Raw genomic sequence first — 22,842 nt, 5'->3', positions numbered from 1 at the left:
ATAATTTAAGATATTGAAAAAAGATTTTATTGTCTGATTTTTAACTATAGGAGTTGCCTTTTACACATCTATAATTTCAGTTTAAAACCCTTTTTTTCCATCCAACCTGTAAATACTACAATCAAAATTGCAAGTGAAAATGAAACAAAAAGTCCTATAGTACCTGTATTCATAAAGTCGGGAAAGCGAATTCCTGTTTCAATTCTTAACGGATATTCAAAATACTGAAATAAATAACAAGTTAATGTTGCCGTTCCTGCAGGTGCAATAATTTTTGCCCAAGAGGTTTTACTTTTAATATCTGCAATGAAATAGATGACAGCAAAGGAAATATACCCGACACCAATAGAAACTCCTAACTTATAAATCATCCATAAATGTGGTTCCATTAGGAAACCATAAGCTAGATTTAAAACGCCTAATGTAATCAAAGTTAATATCACTTTACTTTGCTTTTGGTCGGCTAGGCGATTCAACACCATTCCTCCAACAACTCCGGCAGATGTAAAAGCAGGAATGAACCCTCCATAAATGGTACTGAAATAGGTAAGAATACCATCCATATTGTCAAAATACCCTGCGTAATTAAAGACTGCCAAAACATTGAATAGAATAAAAACTACCACTATAGCAATAAAATTTCCTTTAAATAAAACAAAGCACGAAGCATTTATCATATATGCCCAACCAATCAGTCCTAAAATCCCCCACCATTGTGTCGTCATTCCTAATAAACCATTCTCTCCTCCTTTGTAAATTACAGCCAAATAAATCAAAATTAATACACCTATTGCCTGAAAAACTTTATGTAATTTTTTTGGTACTGGACTGCGTTTCCAATCCATCCAAATTAACGCCACCCCTGTTGCCATTAAAATACACCACCAATATGTTCCAATACTCAATGTTTCATGATGAGATGTTTCGTAATTCACCATATAGACACCTATTATCAATAAGGAAACCGACCTTAAAATAATGTGTTTTAATATTGAAAACACCTCGACACCTTTTTTCAAACGCTGTTGAATTGCAAAAGGGATGCTAAGCCCAACAATGAAAAGAAATAAAGGAAAAATAAAATCAGAAAAACCAATATATTCCTCACCTGATGGTCCATGTTTTAGCCATTTTGGTATATCGGATAGGGTTGGAAAATCATTTACCCAAATCATAAACAACATGGTTAAAGCTCTAAAAATGTCTATCGATGCAATTCTTTTCTTTTGGTTCATAAAGAATCTTTTTAAAAACCTTTAAATTTAATTAATGATTATTGATTTAACATTCAATTTAGAACAAATAACTTACATATTTGTCAATCAAAACATCAGTCGTTTCAATAACTAGATAGTCTAGTAATCACCATTGTGGCATAATTTTCACAAATTTTAAGCTATAGATGCATCATATGGTATGTAAATCATGGGTAAATGTGATTTACGTAATTATTTGAATAGTTTATTAATTCGACTCACAACTTTATCAGCATTAAAGGAGGTGATTTTGAGGTAAACAATCTTTTTTTTCAAATCTATTTTAAAAGTGGTATTCTGTTTTTCAAATGTCTTATCCAGTAATTTGGCTACAGGCTAAAATTGAATTTATGTTGTTAATTTATATACTATATTCGGTGTTTTTACAAGACAAGTAACAAATCCTGCAAATGAACAATAATTAAAAAAAGATACTTTGTGATAAAATCTAAAAAATCCATCTTTTGTTTATTTGTTTAATAGGTTAATAATATAGACCATTTTTAACAATCTCATTAATTGATTTTTTTTCGTGTTCAATTATTTTTTGTAATTGATTTTTCGGTAAATTATTTTTTGCACCAATAAATCCGATGGTGTATTCTTTTAGAATTTCTTTAAAAATTAGTTTAGCTCTATCTAAATGAAAATCAGATGTTATTATTAATAGTTCTAGGTTTTTATAATTATAAATTATTTCTTTTGTTTTAACAGCGTCATCAACAGTATTACTTGATAGAGCAGGTTCTAAGAAGCAAGATTTTGAAATTCCTTTATTTAATAAATATTCTTGAGCATAATGAGAATGTGGTAAACTAGAATTATTAAAGTGCTTGCCCCAACCCCCTGTACACAAAATCAAATCGCCTTTTGAGAACATTTTAAAGCATAAATTAAGTCTGTTTTCTGCAATTGAACTTAAAATTCCTTTAGGAGAATTAGGTGCGCCTAAGACAATTATAATTTTGTTACTCATAATTTATAAATATTAAGAAATGAGTCTAAATGCTCTTTTGATATATTTTCATAAAACGATATGCAGATTTAACCTATAGAGTTAAATTAATTTAACTGAATTTAATAATTATTTTTATAATTTTAAACAGTTTTATTTTTAGGGTAACTACATAATATCTGCATTCAAAGGGGATAATTTTTGCTTATTTTGTCAATTCAAATTCCTAATTTTTCATTCTTTTATAATTTAGTTCTGGCAATTTCAATACCTTCAGGATATTCTAAATTTCCTTGTTTTTCAACGGTGATAAAAACTTCATCAAAATTAAATGGTGTAACTGTTTTAAAAGTTGCTTTTTCAGCGTTATCTACATTTAATTGTCCTACGTTTTTCAAGCCATATTCTTTAGATACAATCCAAATAGAATAATTGTTTCCGGGGGGATCGAGCCTGTCTGCACTGGCCATGTTTTTTGTATTAATTTCTAAGGTGAAATTTTTCTGATCTCCAATTTTTTTCGTGGCATAAATAGTTGCTGCTGGAACTACACTAGAGACTGGGAATTTTACATTCCTAGAACCACAAGAACTAAGCAATACTATCAATGCTATTACTAATACATTTTTAATTGTTTTCATTTTAGATGTTTTAATTTTTAAATTGGCTGAGTTTTATAAACCAACTTGTTATTTGAAATTTTTTTAGTGTTTCTTCTTTTCCTTTTTATTGTTTTTAGTGGGAGCAATAATTTCTAAAAAAAGCCATAAATACTAGTGTCAAGGTATATTTATAGGGTTAATAGTTTCCTTGTAACACTTGTAAAGCATATAAATGCATTTTCACATAATATTTTGAGGTGCTTAAATAAATTTCAACCACTTTTATAAGCTATTTATATTTTGGGATAGATTCTGGCCGGGTGTTGCGATATTCATTTACCGTACTTTTATAGGTTTTTGCTAAGCTGGTTTCCTCATCATCACTGTAAACTTTTTTGCTTTTTTAAAAATTCATCTTCTTCATCTTACAGGTGATGATACATTTTCTCTATGAGTTTTCCTATGGCTTCTAACCAAATGCGCAGAACATATATCTGAATCATCTAATGTTTCTATCAACTTGTCCATTTTATGATGTTCCCCCATTCCATGTCTGGCATCTTCTTGCATTTTAACCGAATCAATTAAATCTGAATTGAAATGACGCTCTTCAGCTACCTCATGCACTTCCAATTCTTTTTTTAATTCTAGGCATAGCTTTTTTCGTTCTTCTAAGCCCCTCTTGTTTTCTTTATTCACATAAGTCTCTATGAAGCTTATGATCTTTTATTATAGCTTCGTAAATTTTCTTGTTCATCTTTTAATTTATATTTAGTAAAATGTACGGAATGGTGAGCGTTTTTTTTGATCCTAAAAAAAATAACTTTAACTCAAAAAAGCGTGAGCTTTTTCAAAAAGTATTAAATCTTTTTGCAATTGGAAATCACTTAATTAGTTCGCCTTAATAGTTTTCCATTAATTGTCGAATTTATATTGTATTAAGAATATTTTTAACATTATTATTAAAAACATATCTTAAGGGTATATTTAAGCTATATTTAATTAATTAATTAATCATTGCTAATGAAAGAAATTAACCTTACTGTTTCTAATATATTAGAAAGTGCGAAGCAAATGCAAAGGCATATTGGAGGTAAGATAAGTCAAAGTTGGAATGAATATATTTTAGAAGTAGATAATGGTCTGGCAAGAGGATGTATAAAATATATAGTTTTCGATTGGGGAGTTAGCCTAATAGATTTTAATATTGTCTTTTTTGAGGACATAATCATTACATCTGGAACTTCAGAGTTTAATCCTATTTATTTTTTTTATTGTACCAATGGTTATTTTGAACATAAGTTTACTAATCAAGAAAATTATAAAAAAGTGGAGCAATTCCATTCAGCCATTACTGTGGGGAGTTCAAAATCAAATCATCGATCTTATTTTAAAAAAGACATAAACATTCAACTTAATACTATTAGCATAGTTAGAAAGCGATTCTTAAAAAAAAGATTGAATATTTCACACATGTTAAATAATAAGCTTTACAATGTTTTTGTTGATACACAACATGAAAATCAATTTGCTTATTATGGTCCAATGAGCCTTAAGATGGCTGACCACGTCAAAGCATTGCAAAATGTTGAGACCAGAGGAATATCAAGAATTTTACAAATAGAAGGTGAGGTTTATCAATTACTTTCTATGCATATCACAATGCATAACACCTATGAAAATTCTAAACCTTTAAAAGTATCTCTTTTAAAATCTGAACTCAAAAAAATTAGATTGCTTGCAAAAAAAATAGCGAAGAATTCTTCTAAAAATTATTCTTTAGATGAAATTTCACTAAATTCTGGATTATCACAGGCCAAATTACAAGAAGGATTTAAATTTCTGTATGGTAGAACTGTAAGCGAATATATAAGACATGCCAGATTAGAGGAAGCTAGAGATTTAATGAATAAATCCAATCTAAATATTTCTCAAATAGTTTATTCAATTGGCTTTACAAGCAGAAGTTATTTTTCCAAAATTTTTAAAGAAAAATATGGAATCTCTCCAAGTCAATTTAAAAAACAAGTAATTGTTAGCTTGGATAAGGATTTAAAATAAAAAAGATTGGTAACCTACCAATCTTTTTTATTTTCTTATTTCATAATTTTCTTTAGTATCTTAAATAGCCCAATTTTGCTGACTACCTTAAATGCGGTCAAAATCAAATTATATGGTTTAAATTCTTCTTCAATCTTTATCTGAACAAGCTTTAATTCTTCGATTGCAATTTGTCGCTCAAGATTGAGGCGTTTTAAATCTGTATCAATATCTTCAAATGTGTTATATTCTTTCATCATTTTAATCAAAAAATTTAATAGACATTGCTTTGATTATTTTACGTTCAATATTTTTTCTTAAGAAGTAAACTAATAAAGCTATTAAAATAAAAATTGCAGCTATAATTAAGCAAGCCATTGTGAAGCTATCTAGCGCATTACCAATGGCTATTGCCGCAGTAATTGCAAGAAACATAAATGCCAGAAAAACAAAAGTTCCAATGGCAAAAAATTTAATTATTAAGCTTAAAGACAATGTTAACTGTTGAAATATTTTTAGCCTTAAATATTGATGTGATGTCTTTAAGTACTTTTCAACAATATGTTTAGCCTCAGTAGAAGAATTATCTAGGGATTTAAGTAGACTCATTTATTAAACTGTTTTTTGCATTTTTTTATTTTTTTCTTTCAAATTTTTCAATTTCTTTTCTAGTATTTCAATAACATCTTCAGCTTTGTAACTAGCATTAGACATCAATGTTTCCACCTCTTCATCTAGTGTTTGTTTTTTATTACTTACTGTATTTACAACATTATCTTTTAAATCATGAGCGGTATCAGCTATTTTATCTTTAGCGGCTATTGCTTCATCAGCAATTCTTTGTCTTGTATTCGTTCCTTTGTCAGGAGCAAATAAAACACCAAGCGTGGCCCCAATTGCCGTTCCTATAATTATTCCAATTAATGTATTTTCACTTTTACTCATAAATTATTTAATTTTTTATGTTAAACCTATAATCGAAAGATGTGATTAATTATGAATTTCGATTAACTCTTTTGCCTAAATTATTATCGCTAAAAAATTAATTTTGATTGCGTTAATATTTCTTTCTATATAGTTAAGTTATAAGCTTCAAATACTATTTATTCTTAAAATAAAAGCGCAATGAAATGACTAAAAATCTAATATCCATAAACCCGTATAATGAGAAAGTCATTAAAGTTTATGATTTGGATACTCCAACAAAAATAGAATCTAAACTGAAATTAGCAGATGATGTGTTTAAAATATGGAAAGATCAAGAGATTAGTGAAAGAATAGCATTATTATCTGAAGTAAGTAACATATTAGAAGAACGTATTGATTATTTAAGTGAACTTATAACAATAGAGATGGGAAAACCTATCAATGAAAGTATTGCCGAAATAAATAAATGTATTTTTTTTTTGTGACTTTTACGCAATAAATGCTGAAACTTTTTTAGCTGATCAAATTATAGAAACCGATGCTCAAGAAAGTTTTATTTGCTATGATCCCTTAAGTGTTATTTTAGCCATTATGCCTTGGAACTTTCCTTTTTGGCAAGTTTTTAGGTTTGCAGTACCTACCTTAACGTCTGGTAACACAGCATTATTAAAGCATGCTTCTAATGTAAGTGGTTGTGCATTAGTTATTCAGGAAATTTTTGAAGATGCTGGCTATCCAAAAGGGTGCTTTCAAACACTACTTACCAATCATAAAAAAATAGAAAATCTTATAAAGGACGACATCATTAAAGCAGTCTCATTAACCGGTAGTGAAAAAGCCGGAAGACATATTGCGAAAATAGCTGGTGAAAATCTTAAAAAATCTGTGCTTGAACTTGGAGAAAATAATGCTTGTATTATTCTAGATGATGCTAATTTGGATAAATACTTAGATACTATGGTTAATGCCAGAATGCAAAATACTGGTCAAAGTTGTATTGCTGCAAAGCGATTTATAGTTACTATAGGCATTTATGACGAATTTATAGGCAAATTCACAAAAAGAGTAAAAGATTTAAAATTTGGAAATCCAATAAAAACAGATACAGAAATAGCAACGATGGCTCGTGTAGATCTTGCTTTGGATTTAGATAAACAAGTTAATGATGCCATCACAAAAGGAGCTAAAGTTATTATGGGTAACAAAAGAGATAAAGCCTATTTTGCACCAACCATTTTAGCTAAAGTAACTGAAGATATGGCTGTTTTTAAAGAAGAAACTTTTGGTCCTGTGGCTCCCATTCTTAAAGTTAACAATTTAGAAGAAGCTTTGAAACTCACAACAAATTCCAAATTCGGATTGGGAACAATGTTATTTACAGAGAATACAGAAGAAGCTATGCATATTATTTCTAAAATACCAGATGGTGCTTTTTTTATTAATGAGATGGTAAAGTCAGATCCTAGGTTGCCCTTTGGGGGTACAAAAGCATCTGGTTTTGGCAGAGAATTATCTGTAGAAGGTATTCACGAATTTGTAAATATAAAAACAGTATACATTAATAAATAAAATCAAAAGAATGAGCTTAATTAAAATATGAACATGAAAAAGGAAAAAATTATGAGTTACAGAAAGACAAAATCACTAAAACTGAATCAAATATAATAATCATTGTTTTAATCCTTTGTATTGCCGCTGTCATAGTATAGGGAATAATTTAAAACAGATTAATTTTAATATAATAATAACATGAACATATTAGCACGAGATAAAAGACAACTTACTTATATTTATAGCTCACTCTCTCAATTAGGAAAACAGGTTTTAGGGTATTTGCCCATATCAAAGAAAAAATAGAGATAATAGATATTGCTCAAGAAAAAATAAGTGATTCTGTTTGGGTAGAAATAGCTAATGATCTTAATTTACCCTTTGAAAAAATCTTCGAAACTAAAACAATATCTAATAAAAATAAAGATAACTTTAGTACCAATGATTGGCTTAAAATCATTAAAAAAAATCCAGCCCTATTAAAAAAGCCGATAGTCATAAATGGTAATAGAATTATGTTGGTCTCTCATAGGTCTGAAATATTAAAGTTCTTTGGTGTTGATTCTGCAGGACTTAAAAAAGGATTTAGTCATGAGCCACCCATTACATCTTCAACAACAAAAGATGAAGATTATTTATAAATAATTCCATGGTACTTTAAATTTGAAGGTTTGACTATAATTTTTTAATAAAAACCATGTTATCCGGTTTTCAATGTTAAAAAAAGCCCTAACGGAATAATCTTAGCATTTCTAGTTTTAATTATAAATATTTTCTTTATTTGAAATATTTTTTTTAGTAATATTACCGAAGAAATTAGCTGTATCTAAATCAGCTGTCGGGCCATATCCCATCAAAAATGTACCTTTTTCATTCTTGTTTGTTTCAATAACATAAAGTATTGACATATCAGATGGGTTGCTCATACCCTCATATCTGTTTTCTGCTACTATATATATATCTTCCGGGGTGTATTCTTTTTTTGTTTTGTTATTAACAAGCTTACCTTTTTCCATATGGAAACTTGAAACATACCCCTTTTCTTTATAGATCTTTATGTAATCTTTTTCGTGCTTCGTGAATTTATTGTCCATTATGTTTATGTTTAAAATTTTATTATGTATTATTTAAATTAAGCAAGAGCAAGAATTAAAATGCTTGTCCTTTAGATAAACTTAATTCGTTATACAAATTTCCTAAAAAATAGATTTTAGGTTAACACAATAAATTTACATTTTAACGCTATTGGCTATATTAAACAAAATATTCATAATGTTTAGACTCATTTTATTTAGAAGAGATTTTTATAGTATTTGACCTTCCTTTCTTCCGTATTCTTTTTTATAAATACGAATTATTACTATGAATAGACTAACAAGTAAGGGGCCAAATATCAAACCAATAAATCCAAAAAGTGGAACCCCAACAATTACACCAATAAGCGTTATTAAGGGGTGTACATTATCTAGTTTTTTTATCACAAATAGCCTTATGAGATTATCTGTAGCAGCAATAATAGTAATCCCATACATCAAAATTCCCCAAGCTTGAAAAGTATCTCCATTTGATAGAGTTAATATAAAAACAGGGACGGTTCCCAATAAACTACCTACAAACGGGACCATAGATCCAATAGCTACTATAACCGCCCAAAAAAAAGGGTTTTCAATTCCAAAAATAAAAAAACCTATTAGAGCAACAAATCCTTGCGCAATAGCCACTAGAGGTATTCCTAAAGCATTTGCCCGAACCATCCCGTGTATTTCTTTACCCAAGATTTTAAAATTTTCTTTATTTATTGGTATATACTCAAATAAAGATTCACGAACTTTATTACGATTAGTAAACATATAAAATAATAGAAAATACATGATACTAATAGCAATAAAAACAGTAAAGGTGCCTCCAGCAAATTTTTGTAAGTTGTTTGATAGCCAACCTGAAATTGCAGAGACATCAATTTGTGAGGTAAAATCATAGTCAAAACGGGTTTCTAAATTACTTACTTGAGTTTTGAATGCATTTACAACCCTTTCATAATTTTTCACTGCTTTTCCTATTCTATTACCTAACATAAGAATTGCGCCACTTACAGGAATTAAAATGATAAAAAAAGAAATTAGCATTAAAAAACCAGCAGCTAGATTAGGATGCCAGCCTCTTGCTAAAAGCTTTCTCATCGTCTTTTTTAATAATTCATAGATAGTGATAGCGCCCAGAACTCCGGATAAGTAAGGGGTTATTTCACTAAAAATGAGACCTCCAATAGAAATAATTAAAAGGAGAATGAAAATTTGCCGAATAATTTTAGGATCTATCATCTTATTTTATCAAAGTTATTATCTAATTATTTCTAAAAGGATCTATAAATGAGGCTTTACCCATTTTACAACACCCAGTTATATCAAAACGTATTGCCTGTTCATATAATTCATCTTTTGTCCATTGATCATAATGAGGATTAACTTCACCTCCTTTTTATATAAATCAGGCGTATTGCTAATCTTGCCGATTTTTATTTTCTATATCCTTTTTCACGAAGCGCTTTATATTGATCTTCGTTTTTAATAGATGAAACATCCAAGAGATTAAATTACAATATTTAAAGCTTACTTAAGTTGACACAAATATTTTTAAAATAAATCAAAACTACTTAACCAATTTACTAAAATTATTAACGCTGAAGAATTTTATACAAATGCTGTTTTTATTGAGTCAATAAATTATTCTATCAAGGCATTTTGTATCACCTCTTTTGAATAAATTAGTGTCATTGTATAACTATAAAAATAAAACATGAATAAAGATCAATTAGAAGGTAAGTGGAAACAGATTAAAGGAAAATTTAAACAAAAATATGGAAAAGTTACTGATGATGACATCTCTTTTGCAGAAGGTAAATTCGATGAAATGTTAGGTAAACTTCAAGAGAAAACTGGAAAGAAAAAAGAAGATATACTTGAAGAAATTCAAAATTGGTAGTTAGTTTTCAATTAATCAAAAGACCCCTGACGCGCCAAGGGTCTTTTTAGTTTTAATGTAAATAAAACTGAATCAGGTGAAACAAATAAATTTACTTTATTAGGGACATATTAAAACTGTCTTGTCCTGAAATATTGCTATTGAACTTGCAATAAAAAACTAGACAAATCAGTATCACATATTTTTAGCAAGTGGCTGGGCTTATAACAACTTATAATCATACAGATGAAGGTTTACGTATTAATAAGGGTGTATCACAAATAGGATGAGGAGCAAGTTATATAGCGTTAGAATATTAAAATAAGCTAGTCAAAATAATAAATATTAATTTTCAGAAACCGGGCTAGAGCTTTTAAGGGGACACTGTGTTAGCTACTATTTTTTTATAATTATTATTCAATTATATTGTCTGTTCTTTTTAATAATAATTCTGCTACCAATTCTGATGAAGCTGGGTTTTGACCAGTAATTAAATTTCCATCTTGAATAGCATATGGCTGCCAATCTTCTTTTTTAGAGTAGATTCCACCGTTTTTTATTAACATATCTTCTACTAAAAATGGTACAACATTAGTTAGTCCCACTGCTTCTTCTTCAGTATTTGTAAATCCTGTTACTTTTTTACCTTTTACTAAAGGTGTGCCATCTGTATTTTTTACACGTTTTAATGCTGCTGGTGCGTGACATACGAAGGCAACAGGTTTTTCCTGACTATTGAATTTTTCAATTAATGCAATAGATGTTTGGTCGTTCGCTAAATCCCATAATGGACCATGTCCTCCTGGATAAAAGACAGCATCAAAATCGTCCGGATTCATATCTGCCAATACTTTTGTATTTGCAATTTTTTCTTTTGCTTCAGCGTCTTTATTAAAACGTTCTGTATCTTCAGTTGCAGCGTCTGGCCCATCACTACTAGGATCTATTGGTGCAGCGCCTCCTTTTGGAGTAGCAATCGTAATATCTGCTCCTTTATCTAATAATGTGTAATAAGGATTTGCGAATTCTTCAACCCAAAATCCTGTTTTTTTTCCTGTATCTCCTAATTTATCGTGAGATGTAAGTACGAATAATATTTTCATTTCTTTTTGTTTTTGTAATTCAACTTTTTCTTCTGAAACGTTTTCAGAAGGTGTTTCTACTTTATTGTCTTTACAACTTGATGCTGAAACAACCGTTAGCAGTAATGCTATTATTTTTAATGGTTTCATAATTAACGTTAGTAAGCCATTTTTACAATTTTCTCAACTTTTTCTGGTGATAATGACTGATGTTCTCCAAGTCCTGTCCAACCACGATCTGTAAAACGCTTTTGAATTTCTTCTGCTGTACCCTCGTATTCGTTTGTATAATCAGACAGTTTGGTGTCGATTCCTAATGATTTGAAAAATTCAGTTGTTTTTTCAATAGCTGCATAGGCTTTATCGTCAATACTACCTTCAGTAATATTCCATACGCGTTCACCATATTGTGCTAATTTTTCTTTTTTAGCTTCAAAATTATATTTGTAATGACTTTCTGTTATGATAGCTAATGTTCTTGCATGATCTATACCATATAAAGCCGTTAATTCGTGTCCCATTGCATGAATAGCCCAATCTGTAGCCACTCCTTTTTGAATTAATCCGTTTAAAGCCATGGTACAACTCCACATAAAATTAGAAGCCGCTTTATAGTCAAACTCATCTTTCAATACACTTGGTGCAATTTCAACTAAAGTCTGTAAGATGCTTTCAGCAAAACGATCTTGAAGTTTAGCATCCACCGAATAGGTCATATATTGCTCTAAAACATGTGTAAAAGCATCGGCTAAACCATTTGCCAATTGACGCTGCGGAATTGATTTTACGACTTCAGGATCTAGAATTGAAAATTGCGGAAACAAACCAGGTCCACCCATAGCTAGCTTTTCTTTGGTTTCTTTACGTGTAATTACAGCTCCAGAATTCATTTCAGAGCCTGTTGCTGGCAATGTTAGAACAGTTCCAAAAGGCATTCCTTTTTCGGTTCTAATGTTTTTAGTTAAAATATCCCAAGGCGTGTCTCCAGCGTATATTGCTGCTGCAGATAAAAATTTAGTTCCATCAATTACAGAACCACCACCAACAGCTAATAAATAGTTGATATTTTTGGCTTTAATTACTTTTAAAGCCTCCATTAATGTTTCATATTCTGGATTTGCAGGGATACCTCCAAACTCAGTTATATCAACATTTGCTAATGCCATTTTTACTTGATCGTAAATGCCATTCTTTTTAATACTACCTCCACCATAAAGTAATAATACTTTAGCATCTGTAGGAATTTCTTCCTTTAGTTTCTTTATTGTGTCCTTTCCAAAAATAATTTTGGTTGGGTTTTTAAATTCAAAATTGTTCATCTCGTTTTATTAATTTTTTAAAGTATATTGGTTATTCAATGACTGTTACTAAATCTTCTGTACTTTTTCTAACCTTTACAAGATTTACCAACCAATCGCTATCAACATCTCTGTAACCAATGGGTAACATTACTGCACTACGCAAACCTTTTGCTCTCAAGTCTAATATTTCATCTAACTTATCAGCGTCAAAACCTTCTAAAGGTGTTGCATCTACGCCTTCGTAGGCAGCAGCTGTAATAGCTTGTGAAAATGCGATGTATGCTTGTTTAGCGGCATGATTAAAGTTTACTTCTGCATCTTGTTGCGGATACATTTGTAATAACTTTTGACGGTAGTTTTCCCAACCTTCGTTTTTAAATCCTCTAATCTCGTTTGTTAAATCGAACATATAGTTTATTCTATCTTCTGTATAGGTGTCCCAAGCAGCAAAAACGAGTAGGTGAGAGCAGTCGGTTATTACAGATTGATTCCAAGCTATTGGTCTAATTTGTTCTTTAATCTCTTGATTTGTTACTACAATTATTTCAAAAGGTTGTAGACCACTTGATGTTGGAGCTAAACGTGCAGCCTCAATAATATTGTCAATTTTATCTTGAGATACTTTTTCTTTATTCATTGCTTTAGCAGCATATCTCCATTTTAATTTTTCTAATAATTCCATTTTTTTAATTTTTTATTTATTGCTATTTTTTTTCTTTGATATTAAATATTTAAGTGCTCCTGTTGACCACAAAGCCCAGATAATTAAAACGGGTTGAAAAGCCAATCTTATTAACCTTTGCTTATCTGTATTTAAGCCAAAAGAATCTATTTCATTTACATATTGATTGATGTTTCCAGGGAAAATGAGGATATAGAATATTGCCAATACAATACCTGTTTTTATTTTTAATCTACCTCCGTAAATCATTAGTACTCCGAAAATAATTTCTACTACACCAGACGCTAACACTATAAAATCCATAAACGCTTCATCTGTTGTGATCCAAGTGGGAACTTGTGCCTGAAATTCTGTCCTAAGGAACGTTAGATGTCCTATTCCTGCATAGAGCATAAAAGCACCTAACACAATTCTCAATATGTTTTGAATGGTACTCGTTTTATTGAATTTTTTTTCCATAAGGTTTTATTTTTGAGTAGGTTTTCCTTTTGCAAGTAAATTGATACTAGCAGATATAATTATTGTTTTTGTTGAATTTGAATTTGCCAAGTTGATCATAGCTTGTGCAATATCTTCAGCTTCTGTAATTCTATACTTCTTTAATCTTCCGAAGAATAAAGGTTGTAGCAGTTTAATTAAAGCCAACCCTATTTTTTCTCCAATACGTTTCTCTTGTCTGTCACCACCAATAATAGAAGGCTGTAAAATGTGTGTCTTTTCAATTTTTTCTGAAAGAACAGCTTGTTCCATTTCACCTTTTGTTTTGCTATAAAAAATAGAGCTTTTTGCATTTGCGCCTAGTGCAGAAATGACTAAAAACGCAGGTATTGCGTTTGCCTTTGCAAGTTTTGCGGCAGTAACCGGAATTCCAAAATCTATCTTTTTGTATAGTTGTTTGTCTGGTGTTTTCTTGGCTGTTGTACCAATGCAACAGTATACTTCATCTGCAGTGAAATCCTTTTTAAAACTATCTAACTCTAAAATATCACCAACAAACTGTTTTACTTTGGAGGGCAGCCCATCAATTTCTTTTCTGGAGAACAATTTGATAGTGTTATACCTATCATCTTTTAGTAGTTTTTCTAAAAGTATAGAACCTGTTAAACCAGTCGCACCTAATATAATTGCTGTTTTTTTCATTTTTAGAGTTTTATGCTGTCCCAAGCTGTTAGAAATGCTTCTTCGGTATTTGCTTTGGTCAATTGAAATTGACCTAGTTTTTGAGCCATCATTAAACTTGATATGGGATTTATTGAATAGGCATATAATATATAATCTGAAATGGGCTTAATAACGCCCTCATCCTTTCCACGTTCCCATAGATCGAGTAAGGGTTGTAGATGTCTTATGCCTTCTTGTCTACTAGGTTCGTCAATTATTGGCGTGTTATTACATTGGGTTAAAAAAAATGAATATTCACATTCATTAATATTAAATTCCGCAATTCGTTTCCAGATGAGTTCAAAACCTGTTTTAACTGATGTATTCTCATCATAGGTATTAAAAACAAAATCTGTGTATTTCGTTTTTACTTCTAAATACGTTTGATTAACCAAGTCTTGTTTATTTTCAAAATATAAATAGATAGTTGCAGGTGAGACATTTGCCATTTTTGCAATTTTACTCATAGGAGTTGCATGGAAACCATTGTTATTTACTAATTCGATGGTTGCTTTTATAAGAGCGTTTCGTTTATCTATGCTTTTTTGAAGTTTAGCCATGGTGTTTTGTTTTAGAGTACAAAGATATAAAAAAAATGAATGTTCATTCTTTTTTTTTGATAAAACATTAATGATTTCATTGAATTTAAAATTATGTAGCCTTTATTTAGGACGGGGCAATATTGTACACAACTTGTTTGTATATGGTTTGTTGCGTGTTTTAAGCACCTGATTTAGCAAATACAAACCGAATAGAAAATCCTCGAGGATTTTCGTAAGTAATCTAGAGCTAAGCAAATTAATTATACATGTTTTGGCAACAGTATTACATTTTTTAGACTGATTTCATTTAATGGTTAATCACTCTATTGCTTGAATGTAAATAAAAGCTTTGTATATACCGCTTTATGGTCACTAGGCCAAGGGAGGTCACTCGCTATAAATTTTTCTTCATTTGTATTTAAAGTTTCCAACTTATTATATACGTAGGACCCCTTTGGGCCAACTATTGATGCATCTTTTATTTTTATGCCACTTCCTTTAAAAAATATATAATCTACTCTATCTCTTTCGTCAGCCAATGGTGTCCAGCTTGTAGATTTATTTTCGTCGACATAAGAAGGCCAAGTAAAACCTGGATTGATTACTTCATTTGGGTAGAACGTTCTAAAGACATCGACAAAACCTTCATCATGCAATTTTTTAGTATTATGCCAAGGAACAACCGCTCCATTGTGGTTAAACATATTTTTGGTATTCTCTGTCCAGTCCAAAAAGGAAGGTTCATTAAAATCTCCCATCAATATCACTGGTTGAGATTCTGACTTTATAGAACTTATAAATAAAGAAATAGCTTCGTCTCTGGTAGATTTTAAATTATAGGTTTGAATGGAATCTATGTTTGTATTTGGTGTTGGGTTACCTTTACCGTCATCCCTTATTTTCCAGTTCGGATCACCTCCGTTATAACCTCTTGGTAAGTTAGAAGCGTAATACGTATAATCTAAATGAGATCCAGCAACTCCAATTATATTTCCCTCAACATTTACATCGAATTTTACTATAGTGCCTTTGTCTTTATTTCCAAATATTTGTTTGCCATTCTCTAAAGGGAATTTACTGATAAATGACACATCACCTCCAACATATCCTCTGTAATAATTTTTGCCAGTTTTTGCCAAGGCCTTTACTATTTTGGTAGTCCAATCTTGATTTTTATAGTTACGTACTTCCACAAAACACACAATATCTGCGTTTGTTTTTACTATAACATCATGAATTTTTTTTAATCCATTAGGTACAGAGGTTCCCTCTTGCCAGACATTAAATGTTAAAAAAGTAAGTTCTTTTTCGGTCTTATTTTTACAGGATATTATTACCAGTGAAAATAAAACTACTATTATGGAAAAATAAATTGATTTCATTTAGTTATGTTGTCACTTCCTGAAATATGGTTACAGGTTAATATTGAATTTACGCTGATAATTTATATCTCATATTTGGTGTTTTAAAGTCTAAAGATAAATGTAATTCTTTTTTTGGGACAAATCGTATGCAGTTTCGTATTCACTTTCGTATGCAAATGTAAGGATTTGTTTAGATGTAAACATAAAAAAACGGTTTAACAAAGGTTAAACCGTTAGTTTTAAAATGATTGCATTTTGTAGCGAGAGCGGGGCACGATCCCGCGACCTCCGGGTTATGAATCCGACGCTCTAACCAGCTGAGCTACCTCGCCGTTTTGTGGCTGCAAATATAGAAACAATATTCATCTGCACAAACATATTTTTGAAAAAAATATTATTAAAAATTATTGTCATACTTCTTAATTAATGTATATATTGGGCAGTGTAATTTTAATGGAACTTATGGAAGATAAAATTAAATTTGATATGGAATTTACAATCCATGCATCACCTCAACTATTATATCAATATATATCAACACCTTCTGGATTGTCAGAGTGGTTTTCAGATAATGTAAATTCTCGCGGCGAATTGTTTACTTTTATATGGGACGATAGCGAAGAGCAAGCAAAATTATTAAGTAAAAAAAGTGGGGAAAGAGTTAAATTTAGATGGCTTAATGATGAAGAAGACACAACATCTTATTTTGAAATAAAAATTCAGGTAGATGAAATCACGAAAGATGTATCTTTAATTGTAACCGATTTTGCGGAGGAAGACGAAATTGATGAAGTAAAAATGCTTTGGGAAAATCAAATTGGAAGTTTAAAACAAGTATTAGGATCTGCTTAAGCCTAAATCGTAGAAATGAATTATATTTGTCCCGTTTTCTAAAAAAAGAGAACGGGACATTTTTTTATGACAAATTATAACGGAAATATCTTAGCTGAAACCAATATATTATCAACGAAAAATAGAGGGTATGCCTATGGTGATGCACTTTTTGAAACTATTAAAGTAACGAATGGTAAGTTGCTTTTTTGGGAAGATCACTATTTTAGATTAATGGCATCAATGCGTATTATGCGAATGGAAATTCCTATGTTCTTTACCATGGAGTTTTTAGAGCAGCAGATAATGAATACTTTAGAAGCAAATAATTTGAACGGTGCTTCGGCTCGAGTAAAACTAATGGTTCATAGAAACGAAGGTGGATTATATTTGCCAAATAGTAACGATGTAGGCTATAATATTTCTGTGAAACCTATTGATGACGATTTGTATTTTTTTAATGAAGGTTTTTATGAAATTGATTTGTTTAAAGATTTTTATGTTTCCCCAAGTTTATTATCTACTTTAAAGACTAACAATAAGGCCTTAAATGTAGTTGGTAGTATTTATGCGAAAGAGAACGATTTAAACAATTGCCTTATTTTAAATACGAACAAGCAGGTTGTTGAAGCTTTAAACGGAAATGTGTTTGTGGTAAAAGGCAATATCATTAAAACAGCGCCTTTGAGTGACGGTTGTTTAAAAGGTGTTATGCGTAAACAAATTTTAGATTTAGTAAAAAGTTTACCTGAATATGAATTTGTTGAAGCATCCATTTCTCCTTTTGAGTTACAGAAAGCTGACGAAATTTTTATTACTAATGTTATTTCTGGAATAATTCCTGTTACCAAATACAGAAAGAAAACATTTAAAACAGATATTTCTAAAATTCTACTTCAGAAAATAAATATTAAAATACGTTTGAATTAATTGTAATTTGGGTTTTCAGGGGCATTAGACCAAATACTGTATTCGTCACCGAATTCAAGCATTTTTTCTTTCCAAAAAGACTCGTAATCTTTTTCTATAATTTGATTTTTATAGATGTTTTCTGTTACCACCCAGGAATTAGATTTTAACTCATCCTCAAGTTGATTCGATTCCCATCCAGAGTAACCTAAAAAGAAACGAATATCGTGTTCTTTTATGTTGCCGGTTGCAATAAGTTCGGCCACTTTATTAAAATCGCCTCCCCAATAAACGCCTAATGAAATTTCTACGCTATCAGGAATTAAATCAGGTACTTTATGAATAAAGTATAAGTTATCCTGTTCTACAGGACCTCCATTGTATACTCTAAATGAAGCTTCAACTTCGGGAACCAGATCGTTTATATTATATTCTAATGGTTTATTCAGTATGAATCCTACAGAACCTTCTGAAGAATGGTCTGCAAGCAGTACAATAGATCTGTTGAAAGATATATCGCCAATAATAGCCGGTTCAGCGATTAACAAATTTCCCTTTTTTGGTTGTATTGTAATCATACTTTAGAGGAATTATTAACTAAATCTAATATTTATTTATTAAATAAACAATAGTTTAAGCAATTTATAAAAAAAAATACCTTCAGAATTCTGAAGGTATTTCTAATATTAATAAGGAAGTTATATTAGTTTATTGCATTAGATAAATCTGCACCAGCTTTAAACTTAACAACTTTTTTAGCTTTAATTTTGATAGTTTCTCCTGTTTGTGGGTTTCTACCTTCTCTTGCAGCTCTTTTAGAAACTGACCAAGATCCAAAACCTACTAAAGAAACTCTGTTTCCTTTTTGTAATGCACCTTCAATTTCGATTAGTGCACATTCTAAGGCTTTTTTGGCAGCTGCTTTAGTAATTCCAGCATGTTCTGCCATTGCGTCGATTAAATCTGTTTTGTTCATAATATAAAATTTAATTATTAATTAATTGGTTAAACGTTTTGTTTATTACTACTACAAATTTATACGGATTATCGTATAATGCAAGTAATAGCAAGGGAAATGCCGTGTATTGTTAATAACTTATCTATTTTGTTGATAAAGCGTGTTGTTTTTGTCGATTAATAGCTAATGCCAATATCAATAAGGGTTTATAGCATTTTAGCATCGGTTTTAAAAGAATATCCATTTAAAAGAGCTGGTATGTCCATTAATTTTTTGCCTGGTAGTTTTATTTGAATAATATTAATGTAACCTTCCTTGATAGCAACTTTTAATTCCTTTTTAGATGTAACAACGGTGCCTGTTTCTAGATTATGATTTGCAATTTCTTTTTCAGTGCTATAAATTTTTATATCTAAAGTATCATTTCCATTAATTAAAGAACACCAGGCGGCAGGATATGGGCTCAAGCCTCTAATTAAATTGTAAATAGTATCAATGGAAGCATTCCAATCTATTTTGCAATTATCTCTGTTAAGTTTGTATGCGGTTTTAATATCGGCAGTTTCAATTTGGGGAACTGTTTTAACCGTTCCGGATTCAATTAATTTTACCGTTTTTAACACAAGTTCGCTTCCTAAGTGCATCAGTTTGTCATGTAAGCTTCCGGCATTTTCTTTTGGGTCAATGTTTATTTCCTCTTGTAATATCATATCTCCGGTGTCAATCTTGTCATCGATGAAGAAAGTAGATACTCCTGTTTTATGTTCACCATTTATAATAGCCCAATTGATAGGTGCCGCACCACGGTAATTAGGTAATAAAGAGGCATGGAGATTAAAAGTGCCGTATTCGGGAAGTTGCCAAACTACTTTAGGAAGCATTCTAAAAGCGACCACAATTTGAAGATTAGCATGAAGAGCCTTTAATTCTGAAATAAAAGTTTCGTCTTTTAAATTGGTTGGTTGTAGGATATTTAATTTCTGTGAGGCAGCATATTGTTTAACGGCACTTTCGTGTAATTTCCTTCCGCGGCCAGCAGGTTTGTCTGGAGCTGTAATTACTCCCACTATATTATAGTTGTTTTCTACGAGTGATTGTAATATGGTAACCGCAAAATCAGGGGTACCCATAAATACGATTCTTAAATCTTTCATTTATGACTTAATTTTATATGTGTTTTTTTCTGTTATGTTAATTAGGTCGTGTTCTAATAATAGTTTTAAAGTGGCTTTTAGGTCTTCATCTGAACATCGTATTGATTGTATTAATTCGCGTGAAGATAAATCTTTGTCCTGAAGTTTATTCATAATCGCTTCTTTTAAAGAGCTATTTATTTGTTGTGATTTGTTTAATTTATCACTAATACAAACTGAGCAAATACCACAATCTTCTAAGTTTTCTTCACCAAAGTAACTCAACAATTGCACACTTTTGCAAACTTGGTCATTTTTAATGTAATCTAACATAGCTTTAACCTGCCCTTGCTTTAAAGTATTTTGTTGTTTTATAATAGATGCAATTCTGTTAATTGTTTTATCATCCTCTCGAGGCTCTATAAATGTAACCTGAGCATCTGTTTTTGATAAATTTAATGATATAATTTCGTCTTTTTCCAATTGAATTAGCACCTGTTTAATTTTTGCTTCTGAAGCCGAAGATTTATCTGAGATTTTCCCTAAATCTACCTTAGTACTGTGGTCAAAAATACCACCATACATCCTTAAAATTGATTTTACAATAATATTAATATGTTGATGTCTTTCTAAATAATTAAATAGAGCAGGGGTGGAAATAATAAATTGAACCGTTACTTTGTTTTTAAATTGCTTGGAGAGCGTAATAACACTATTTCTATCTAAAAGTAACAGAGCATTATAAGATAATACGGGATTAAAATCGTAAGACTTACAAAAAGTATTAAAGTTGAAATCGAAAGTTTGGTAAGCACCTTCACCATAAGATATTTGAAAGTAATTACATAATTTTCTATAAACTTGTTTCACTAAATCAACCGTAGGTAATACATCCAGAAATTGGTTTTTTACCAATAACTCATCACTGTTGTTTTTAATAATTATAGCAAACGCTTTTTTACCATTTCTACCTGCACGACCAGCCTCCTGAAAATAACTTTCTATGCTTTCGGGCAAATTTAAATGAATAACTGTTTTAACATCTGGTTTGTCAATGCCCATTCCAAAAGCATTTGTTGCTACCATGACTTGTTTTTGGTTGTTAATCCAGGCCTGCATATTGGCCTCTTTTTGATCATTGTTTAATCCTCCATGATAAAATGTAGCAGTAATATTTCTAGAGGTAAGGAAGGTTGATATATCTATAGTCGATTTTCGATTTCTAACATATATAATCGAGGAAGCCGTGTTTTTCTTTAATATAGTTTCCAAGCGATAATATTTGTCTTCTTGATGGAAAACCATATATGCTAAATTTTCACGATAAAACGATTGTTTGAATATTTTAGGATGAATAAAATCCAGTTCTTTCAAAATATCATCTATAACGTCAGGTTTGGCCGATGCGGTCAGCGCAACCACATTAACAGACGGTTGTAACTGGCGTAATATGCGAATGTTTTTATAAGCAGGTCTAAAATCGCTGCCCCATTGTGAAATACAATGAGCTTCATCTACGGCAATTAAATTCACATTCATTAAGCGTATGCGATCCTGAACGAGTTCCTGTTGCAAACGTTCGGGCGACAGGTATAAGAATTTGTAATTACCATAAACACAATTGTCAAGAAGTTTATCAAGCTGATTATACCCTAAACCACTGGTGATAGCCATGGCTTTAATGCCCTTGTTATTTAATTGCTGTACCTGATCTTTCATTAAAGCGATTAGGGGAGAAACCACAATACAGATACCTGGTTTTACTAATGCCGGAATTTGAAAGCATATAGATTTTCCTCCACCTGTAGGAAGTAATACAAAAGTGTCTTCACCTTCAATCACGGCCTCTATAATAGCTTCCTGATTTGGTCTGAATTCCGTGTGATGCCAGTAACGTTCCAGTATGTTTATAGGGTGTTCCACTAATTATTTATGGTTTTTAAAATGAAATTAGCCCTGTTTTCAACAGAATCAAAAGGCACATCAATTAACCGATAGTTATAATTCTGATAAGTGGATAAAAGCGAATTATGAATTTTTAAAGCTTGATCAAAGGTTTCGTAACGTTCGTTATCTTGTTTGTAAATCGCTTTCCAAGGTTTTAATATATAAACCGCATCGTACTGCGTGTTTTGGCATGTATGTTTAAAATGGTCGGGATATGTATCACCAATATAGTCCATGTAAGCTAATACATCATGGATCCCACGATCAAAGAATGTGATCGTATTCTGCAGTTTATTAATCGATTCGAATTGTTCTAGGCGGCCTTTTAAAAGTAATTCGCTAAAAAGTAATGGTTGAGATAAAAATAGTTGGTCAATTCCTTGTTTTTTGGCATCAAGAGTTACTTGTCTGGAAATTTCTTCTAAACAATGGTAACCACGTTTTAATAATTCATTTATTAAGGTCGATTTTCCAGAGCCTGGACCTCCCGTAATAACAACTTTTTTTGAACTCAAATCATTGCAATTTATATGTAAAATTCGGAATTTAACAGTTATAAAAAAAATTCAAATCTCAATAAATAAAAACCTTGGAACTTATCAAGGTCAGGTATTGCTTTTTACATAAAGATCAAAATTTT

The 22,842-nt window shown here is 30.7% G+C and carries 29 protein-coding genes and 1 tRNA gene; 7 read left to right on the top strand and 23 right to left on the bottom strand.

The window, feature by feature from the left end; genetic code table 11:
- Positions 1-68 precede the first annotated feature (68 nt).
- The 4 genes from H611_RS0101460 to H611_RS13770 all read right to left on the bottom strand — a co-directional run bounded on the left by H611_RS0101460 (position 69) and on the right by H611_RS13770 (position 3,446).
- Positions 69-1,235, bottom strand: coding sequence for a DUF5009 domain-containing protein (locus H611_RS0101460; RefSeq protein ID WP_035483129.1), 1,167 nt, complete (start codon positions 1,233-1,235; stop codon positions 69-71).
- A 505-nt stretch (positions 1,236-1,740) separates the two neighbouring features.
- Positions 1,741-2,232: a YdcF family protein gene (locus tag H611_RS0101455; RefSeq protein WP_027136672.1), complete on the bottom strand. Its 492-nt coding sequence runs from the start codon at positions 2,230-2,232 to the stop codon at positions 1,741-1,743.
- 221 nt (positions 2,233-2,453) lie between these two features.
- Positions 2,454-2,852 (bottom strand): hypothetical protein, encoded by a 399-nt coding sequence (locus H611_RS0101450; RefSeq protein ID WP_027136671.1) that lies wholly within the window; start codon positions 2,850-2,852, stop codon positions 2,454-2,456.
- A 381-nt stretch (positions 2,853-3,233) separates the two neighbouring features.
- The gene (locus H611_RS13770; RefSeq protein ID WP_169515974.1) at positions 3,234-3,446 is read right to left on the bottom strand and encodes a hypothetical protein; all 213 of its coding nucleotides are present in this window, start codon (positions 3,444-3,446) and stop codon (positions 3,234-3,236) included.
- 390 nt (positions 3,447-3,836) lie between these two features.
- Between H611_RS13770 and H611_RS0101435 the strand changes: the two genes are divergently transcribed.
- A complete protein-coding gene (locus H611_RS0101435) occupies positions 3,837-4,874 on the top strand; it encodes a helix-turn-helix domain-containing protein (RefSeq protein WP_027136670.1) in 1,038 nt (345 codons plus the stop codon).
- A gap of 35 nt (positions 4,875-4,909) precedes the next feature.
- Here H611_RS0101435 and H611_RS0101430 read toward each other — a convergent pair whose 3' ends face one another.
- Genes H611_RS0101430 through H611_RS0101420 form a run of 3 tightly spaced genes read right to left on the bottom strand, consistent with a single transcriptional unit; the run spans position 4,910 to position 5,798 of the window.
- On the bottom strand, positions 4,910-5,113 hold the full coding sequence (locus H611_RS0101430) for a hypothetical protein (protein ID WP_035483127.1): 204 nt from the start codon (positions 5,111-5,113) through the stop codon (positions 4,910-4,912).
- A gap of 1 nt (position 5,114) precedes the next feature.
- The gene (locus H611_RS0101425) at positions 5,115-5,462 is read right to left on the bottom strand and encodes a phage holin family protein (protein WP_027136668.1); all 348 of its coding nucleotides are present in this window, start codon (positions 5,460-5,462) and stop codon (positions 5,115-5,117) included.
- A gap of 3 nt (positions 5,463-5,465) precedes the next feature.
- On the bottom strand, positions 5,466-5,798 hold the full coding sequence (locus H611_RS0101420) for a YtxH domain-containing protein (RefSeq protein WP_027136667.1): 333 nt from the start codon (positions 5,796-5,798) through the stop codon (positions 5,466-5,468).
- Between the two features lie 185 nt (positions 5,799-5,983).
- Between H611_RS0101420 and H611_RS14975 the strand changes: the two genes are divergently transcribed.
- From H611_RS14975 to H611_RS14995, 3 genes are all read left to right on the top strand, one after another.
- Complete coding sequence (locus H611_RS14975; protein ID WP_316928824.1) at positions 5,984-6,265, top strand: aldehyde dehydrogenase family protein; 282 nt, start codon at positions 5,984-5,986, stop codon at positions 6,263-6,265.
- Complete coding sequence (locus H611_RS13765) at positions 6,243-7,349, top strand: aldehyde dehydrogenase family protein (protein WP_316928827.1); 1,107 nt, start codon at positions 6,243-6,245, stop codon at positions 7,347-7,349. The genes H611_RS14975 and H611_RS13765 overlap by 23 nt, the downstream gene beginning before the upstream one ends.
- Before the next feature lie 239 nt (positions 7,350-7,588).
- Positions 7,589-7,972: an arsenate reductase family protein gene (locus H611_RS14995; RefSeq protein ID WP_084158115.1), complete on the top strand. Its 384-nt coding sequence runs from the start codon at positions 7,589-7,591 to the stop codon at positions 7,970-7,972.
- Between the two features lie 117 nt (positions 7,973-8,089).
- Here H611_RS14995 and H611_RS0101405 read toward each other — a convergent pair whose 3' ends face one another.
- From H611_RS0101405 to H611_RS15020, 3 genes are all read right to left on the bottom strand, one after another.
- On the bottom strand, positions 8,090-8,425 hold the full coding sequence (locus tag H611_RS0101405) for a hypothetical protein (RefSeq protein WP_027136666.1): 336 nt from the start codon (positions 8,423-8,425) through the stop codon (positions 8,090-8,092).
- A gap of 210 nt (positions 8,426-8,635) precedes the next feature.
- On the bottom strand, positions 8,636-9,652 hold the full coding sequence (locus tag H611_RS0101400; RefSeq protein WP_027136665.1) for an AI-2E family transporter: 1,017 nt from the start codon (positions 9,650-9,652) through the stop codon (positions 8,636-8,638).
- 194 nt (positions 9,653-9,846) lie between these two features.
- Entirely contained in the window at positions 9,847-9,915 is a 69-nt protein-coding gene (locus H611_RS15020) for a DUF7218 family protein (protein ID WP_456236219.1), read from the bottom strand.
- Positions 9,916-10,127: 212 nt separating this feature from the next.
- On the opposite strand from H611_RS15020, the gene H611_RS0101395 reads away from it, so the two are divergent.
- Positions 10,128-10,313, top strand: a complete 186-nt coding sequence (locus tag H611_RS0101395; protein WP_027136664.1) for a CsbD family protein — start codon at positions 10,128-10,130, stop codon at positions 10,311-10,313.
- 392 nt (positions 10,314-10,705) lie between these two features.
- Here H611_RS0101395 and H611_RS0101390 read toward each other — a convergent pair whose 3' ends face one another.
- The 8 genes from H611_RS0101390 to H611_RS0101355 form a co-directional block, all read right to left on the bottom strand.
- Positions 10,706-11,524, bottom strand: coding sequence for a type 1 glutamine amidotransferase domain-containing protein (locus H611_RS0101390; RefSeq protein ID WP_027136663.1), 819 nt, complete (start codon positions 11,522-11,524; stop codon positions 10,706-10,708).
- A gap of 8 nt (positions 11,525-11,532) precedes the next feature.
- The gene (locus H611_RS0101385; RefSeq protein WP_027136662.1) at positions 11,533-12,693 is read right to left on the bottom strand and encodes an iron-containing alcohol dehydrogenase; all 1,161 of its coding nucleotides are present in this window, start codon (positions 12,691-12,693) and stop codon (positions 11,533-11,535) included.
- A gap of 31 nt (positions 12,694-12,724) precedes the next feature.
- Positions 12,725-13,357: an NAD(P)H-dependent oxidoreductase gene (locus H611_RS0101380; RefSeq protein ID WP_027136661.1), complete on the bottom strand. Its 633-nt coding sequence runs from the start codon at positions 13,355-13,357 to the stop codon at positions 12,725-12,727.
- A 12-nt stretch (positions 13,358-13,369) separates the two neighbouring features.
- Positions 13,370-13,816 carry a DoxX family protein gene (locus tag H611_RS0101375; protein ID WP_027136660.1) on the bottom strand — a complete coding sequence of 149 codons (447 nt, stop codon included), beginning with the start codon at positions 13,814-13,816 and terminating at the stop codon, positions 13,370-13,372.
- Positions 13,817-13,822: 6 nt separating this feature from the next.
- Positions 13,823-14,497 carry an NAD(P)H-binding protein gene (locus tag H611_RS0101370; protein WP_027136659.1) on the bottom strand — a complete coding sequence of 225 codons (675 nt, stop codon included), beginning with the start codon at positions 14,495-14,497 and terminating at the stop codon, positions 13,823-13,825.
- Between the two features lie 2 nt (positions 14,498-14,499).
- Positions 14,500-15,078: a TetR/AcrR family transcriptional regulator gene (locus H611_RS0101365; protein WP_027136658.1), complete on the bottom strand. Its 579-nt coding sequence runs from the start codon at positions 15,076-15,078 to the stop codon at positions 14,500-14,502.
- A gap of 305 nt (positions 15,079-15,383) precedes the next feature.
- Positions 15,384-16,442 carry an endonuclease/exonuclease/phosphatase family protein gene (locus tag H611_RS0101360; protein WP_027136657.1) on the bottom strand — a complete coding sequence of 353 codons (1,059 nt, stop codon included), beginning with the start codon at positions 16,440-16,442 and terminating at the stop codon, positions 15,384-15,386.
- Between the two features lie 240 nt (positions 16,443-16,682).
- Positions 16,683-16,756: transfer RNA gene (locus H611_RS0101355), tRNA-Met, on the bottom strand.
- 130 nt (positions 16,757-16,886) lie between these two features.
- On the opposite strand from H611_RS0101355, the gene H611_RS0101350 reads away from it, so the two are divergent.
- Together H611_RS0101350 and H611_RS0101345 are read left to right on the top strand one after the other, a co-directional pair.
- Positions 16,887-17,276: an START-like domain-containing protein gene (locus H611_RS0101350; RefSeq protein WP_027136656.1), complete on the top strand. Its 390-nt coding sequence runs from the start codon at positions 16,887-16,889 to the stop codon at positions 17,274-17,276.
- 66 nt (positions 17,277-17,342) lie between these two features.
- A complete protein-coding gene (locus H611_RS0101345) occupies positions 17,343-18,185 on the top strand; it encodes an aminotransferase class IV (RefSeq protein ID WP_027136655.1) in 843 nt (280 codons plus the stop codon).
- On the opposite strand, the gene H611_RS0101340 is transcribed toward H611_RS0101345, so the two are convergent.
- From H611_RS0101340 to H611_RS0101320, 5 genes are all read right to left on the bottom strand, one after another.
- A complete protein-coding gene (locus H611_RS0101340; RefSeq protein WP_027136654.1) occupies positions 18,182-18,742 on the bottom strand; it encodes a YqgE/AlgH family protein in 561 nt (186 codons plus the stop codon). The genes H611_RS0101345 and H611_RS0101340 overlap by 4 nt on opposite strands.
- Before the next feature lie 125 nt (positions 18,743-18,867).
- Positions 18,868-19,140, bottom strand: coding sequence for an HU family DNA-binding protein (locus H611_RS0101335; RefSeq protein WP_027136653.1), 273 nt, complete (start codon positions 19,138-19,140; stop codon positions 18,868-18,870).
- A gap of 188 nt (positions 19,141-19,328) precedes the next feature.
- Positions 19,329-20,276 (bottom strand): methionyl-tRNA formyltransferase, encoded by a 948-nt coding sequence (gene fmt, locus H611_RS0101330; protein ID WP_027136652.1) that lies wholly within the window; start codon positions 20,274-20,276, stop codon positions 19,329-19,331.
- The gene (locus H611_RS0101325) at positions 20,277-22,178 is read right to left on the bottom strand and encodes a RecQ family ATP-dependent DNA helicase (protein WP_027136651.1); all 1,902 of its coding nucleotides are present in this window, start codon (positions 22,176-22,178) and stop codon (positions 20,277-20,279) included.
- Positions 22,178-22,717, bottom strand: a complete 540-nt coding sequence (locus tag H611_RS0101320) for an AAA family ATPase (RefSeq protein ID WP_027136650.1) — start codon at positions 22,715-22,717, stop codon at positions 22,178-22,180. Before H611_RS0101320 ends, H611_RS0101325 begins: the two co-directional genes overlap by 1 nt.
- Positions 22,718-22,842: the final 125 nt, after the last annotated feature.

It is taken from the genome of Gaetbulibacter saemankumensis DSM 17032 (genome assembly GCF_000425645.1).
GTDB lineage: Bacteria > Bacteroidota > Bacteroidia > Flavobacteriales > Flavobacteriaceae > Gaetbulibacter > Gaetbulibacter saemankumensis.
This window is presented reverse-complemented; position numbering and strand designations above follow the sequence as displayed.

Excerpts from the sequence above, each read along its gene's own strand:
- H611_RS0101460 (WP_035483129.1), bottom strand. The coding sequence starts at position 1,235 with ATGAACCAAAAGAAAAGAATTGCATCGATAGACATTTTTAGAGCTTTA.
- H611_RS0101455 (WP_027136672.1), bottom strand. The coding sequence starts at position 2,232 with ATGAGTAACAAAATTATAATTGTCTTAGGCGCACCTAATTCTCCTAAA.
- H611_RS0101405 (WP_027136666.1), bottom strand. The coding sequence starts at position 8,425 with ATGGACAATAAATTCACGAAGCACGAAAAAGATTACATAAAGATCTAT.
- H611_RS0101360 (WP_027136657.1), bottom strand. The coding sequence starts at position 16,442 with ATGAAATCAATTTATTTTTCCATAATAGTAGTTTTATTTTCACTGGTA.
- H611_RS0101450 (WP_027136671.1), bottom strand. The coding sequence starts at position 2,852 with ATGAAAACAATTAAAAATGTATTAGTAATAGCATTGATAGTATTGCTT.
- H611_RS0101370 (WP_027136659.1), bottom strand. The coding sequence starts at position 14,497 with ATGAAAAAAACAGCAATTATATTAGGTGCGACTGGTTTAACAGGTTCT.
- H611_RS0101420 (WP_027136667.1), bottom strand. The coding sequence starts at position 5,798 with ATGAGTAAAAGTGAAAATACATTAATTGGAATAATTATAGGAACGGCA.
- H611_RS0101345 (WP_027136655.1), top strand. The coding sequence starts at position 17,343 with ATGACAAATTATAACGGAAATATCTTAGCTGAAACCAATATATTATCA.
- H611_RS0101395 (WP_027136664.1), top strand. The coding sequence starts at position 10,128 with ATGAATAAAGATCAATTAGAAGGTAAGTGGAAACAGATTAAAGGAAAA.
- H611_RS14975 (WP_316928824.1), top strand. The coding sequence starts at position 5,984 with ATGACTAAAAATCTAATATCCATAAACCCGTATAATGAGAAAGTCATT.
- H611_RS0101335 (WP_027136653.1), bottom strand. The coding sequence starts at position 19,140 with ATGAACAAAACAGATTTAATCGACGCAATGGCAGAACATGCTGGAATT.
- H611_RS0101365 (WP_027136658.1), bottom strand. The coding sequence starts at position 15,078 with ATGGCTAAACTTCAAAAAAGCATAGATAAACGAAACGCTCTTATAAAA.
- H611_RS0101400 (WP_027136665.1), bottom strand. The coding sequence starts at position 9,652 with ATGATAGATCCTAAAATTATTCGGCAAATTTTCATTCTCCTTTTAATT.
- H611_RS0101380 (WP_027136661.1), bottom strand. The coding sequence starts at position 13,357 with ATGGAATTATTAGAAAAATTAAAATGGAGATATGCTGCTAAAGCAATG.
- fmt (WP_027136652.1), bottom strand. The coding sequence starts at position 20,276 with ATGAAAGATTTAAGAATCGTATTTATGGGTACCCCTGATTTTGCGGTT.
- H611_RS0101435 (WP_027136670.1), top strand. The coding sequence starts at position 3,837 with ATGAAAGAAATTAACCTTACTGTTTCTAATATATTAGAAAGTGCGAAG.
- H611_RS0101385 (WP_027136662.1), bottom strand. The coding sequence starts at position 12,693 with ATGAACAATTTTGAATTTAAAAACCCAACCAAAATTATTTTTGGAAAG.
- H611_RS0101350 (WP_027136656.1), top strand. The coding sequence starts at position 16,887 with ATGGAAGATAAAATTAAATTTGATATGGAATTTACAATCCATGCATCA.
- H611_RS0101375 (WP_027136660.1), bottom strand. The coding sequence starts at position 13,816 with ATGGAAAAAAAATTCAATAAAACGAGTACCATTCAAAACATATTGAGA.
- H611_RS0101390 (WP_027136663.1), bottom strand. The coding sequence starts at position 11,524 with ATGAAACCATTAAAAATAATAGCATTACTGCTAACGGTTGTTTCAGCA.
- H611_RS0101430 (WP_035483127.1), bottom strand. The coding sequence starts at position 5,113 with ATGATGAAAGAATATAACACATTTGAAGATATTGATACAGATTTAAAA.
- H611_RS0101340 (WP_027136654.1), bottom strand. The coding sequence starts at position 18,742 with ATGATTACAATACAACCAAAAAAGGGAAATTTGTTAATCGCTGAACCG.
- H611_RS0101425 (WP_027136668.1), bottom strand. The coding sequence starts at position 5,462 with ATGAGTCTACTTAAATCCCTAGATAATTCTTCTACTGAGGCTAAACAT.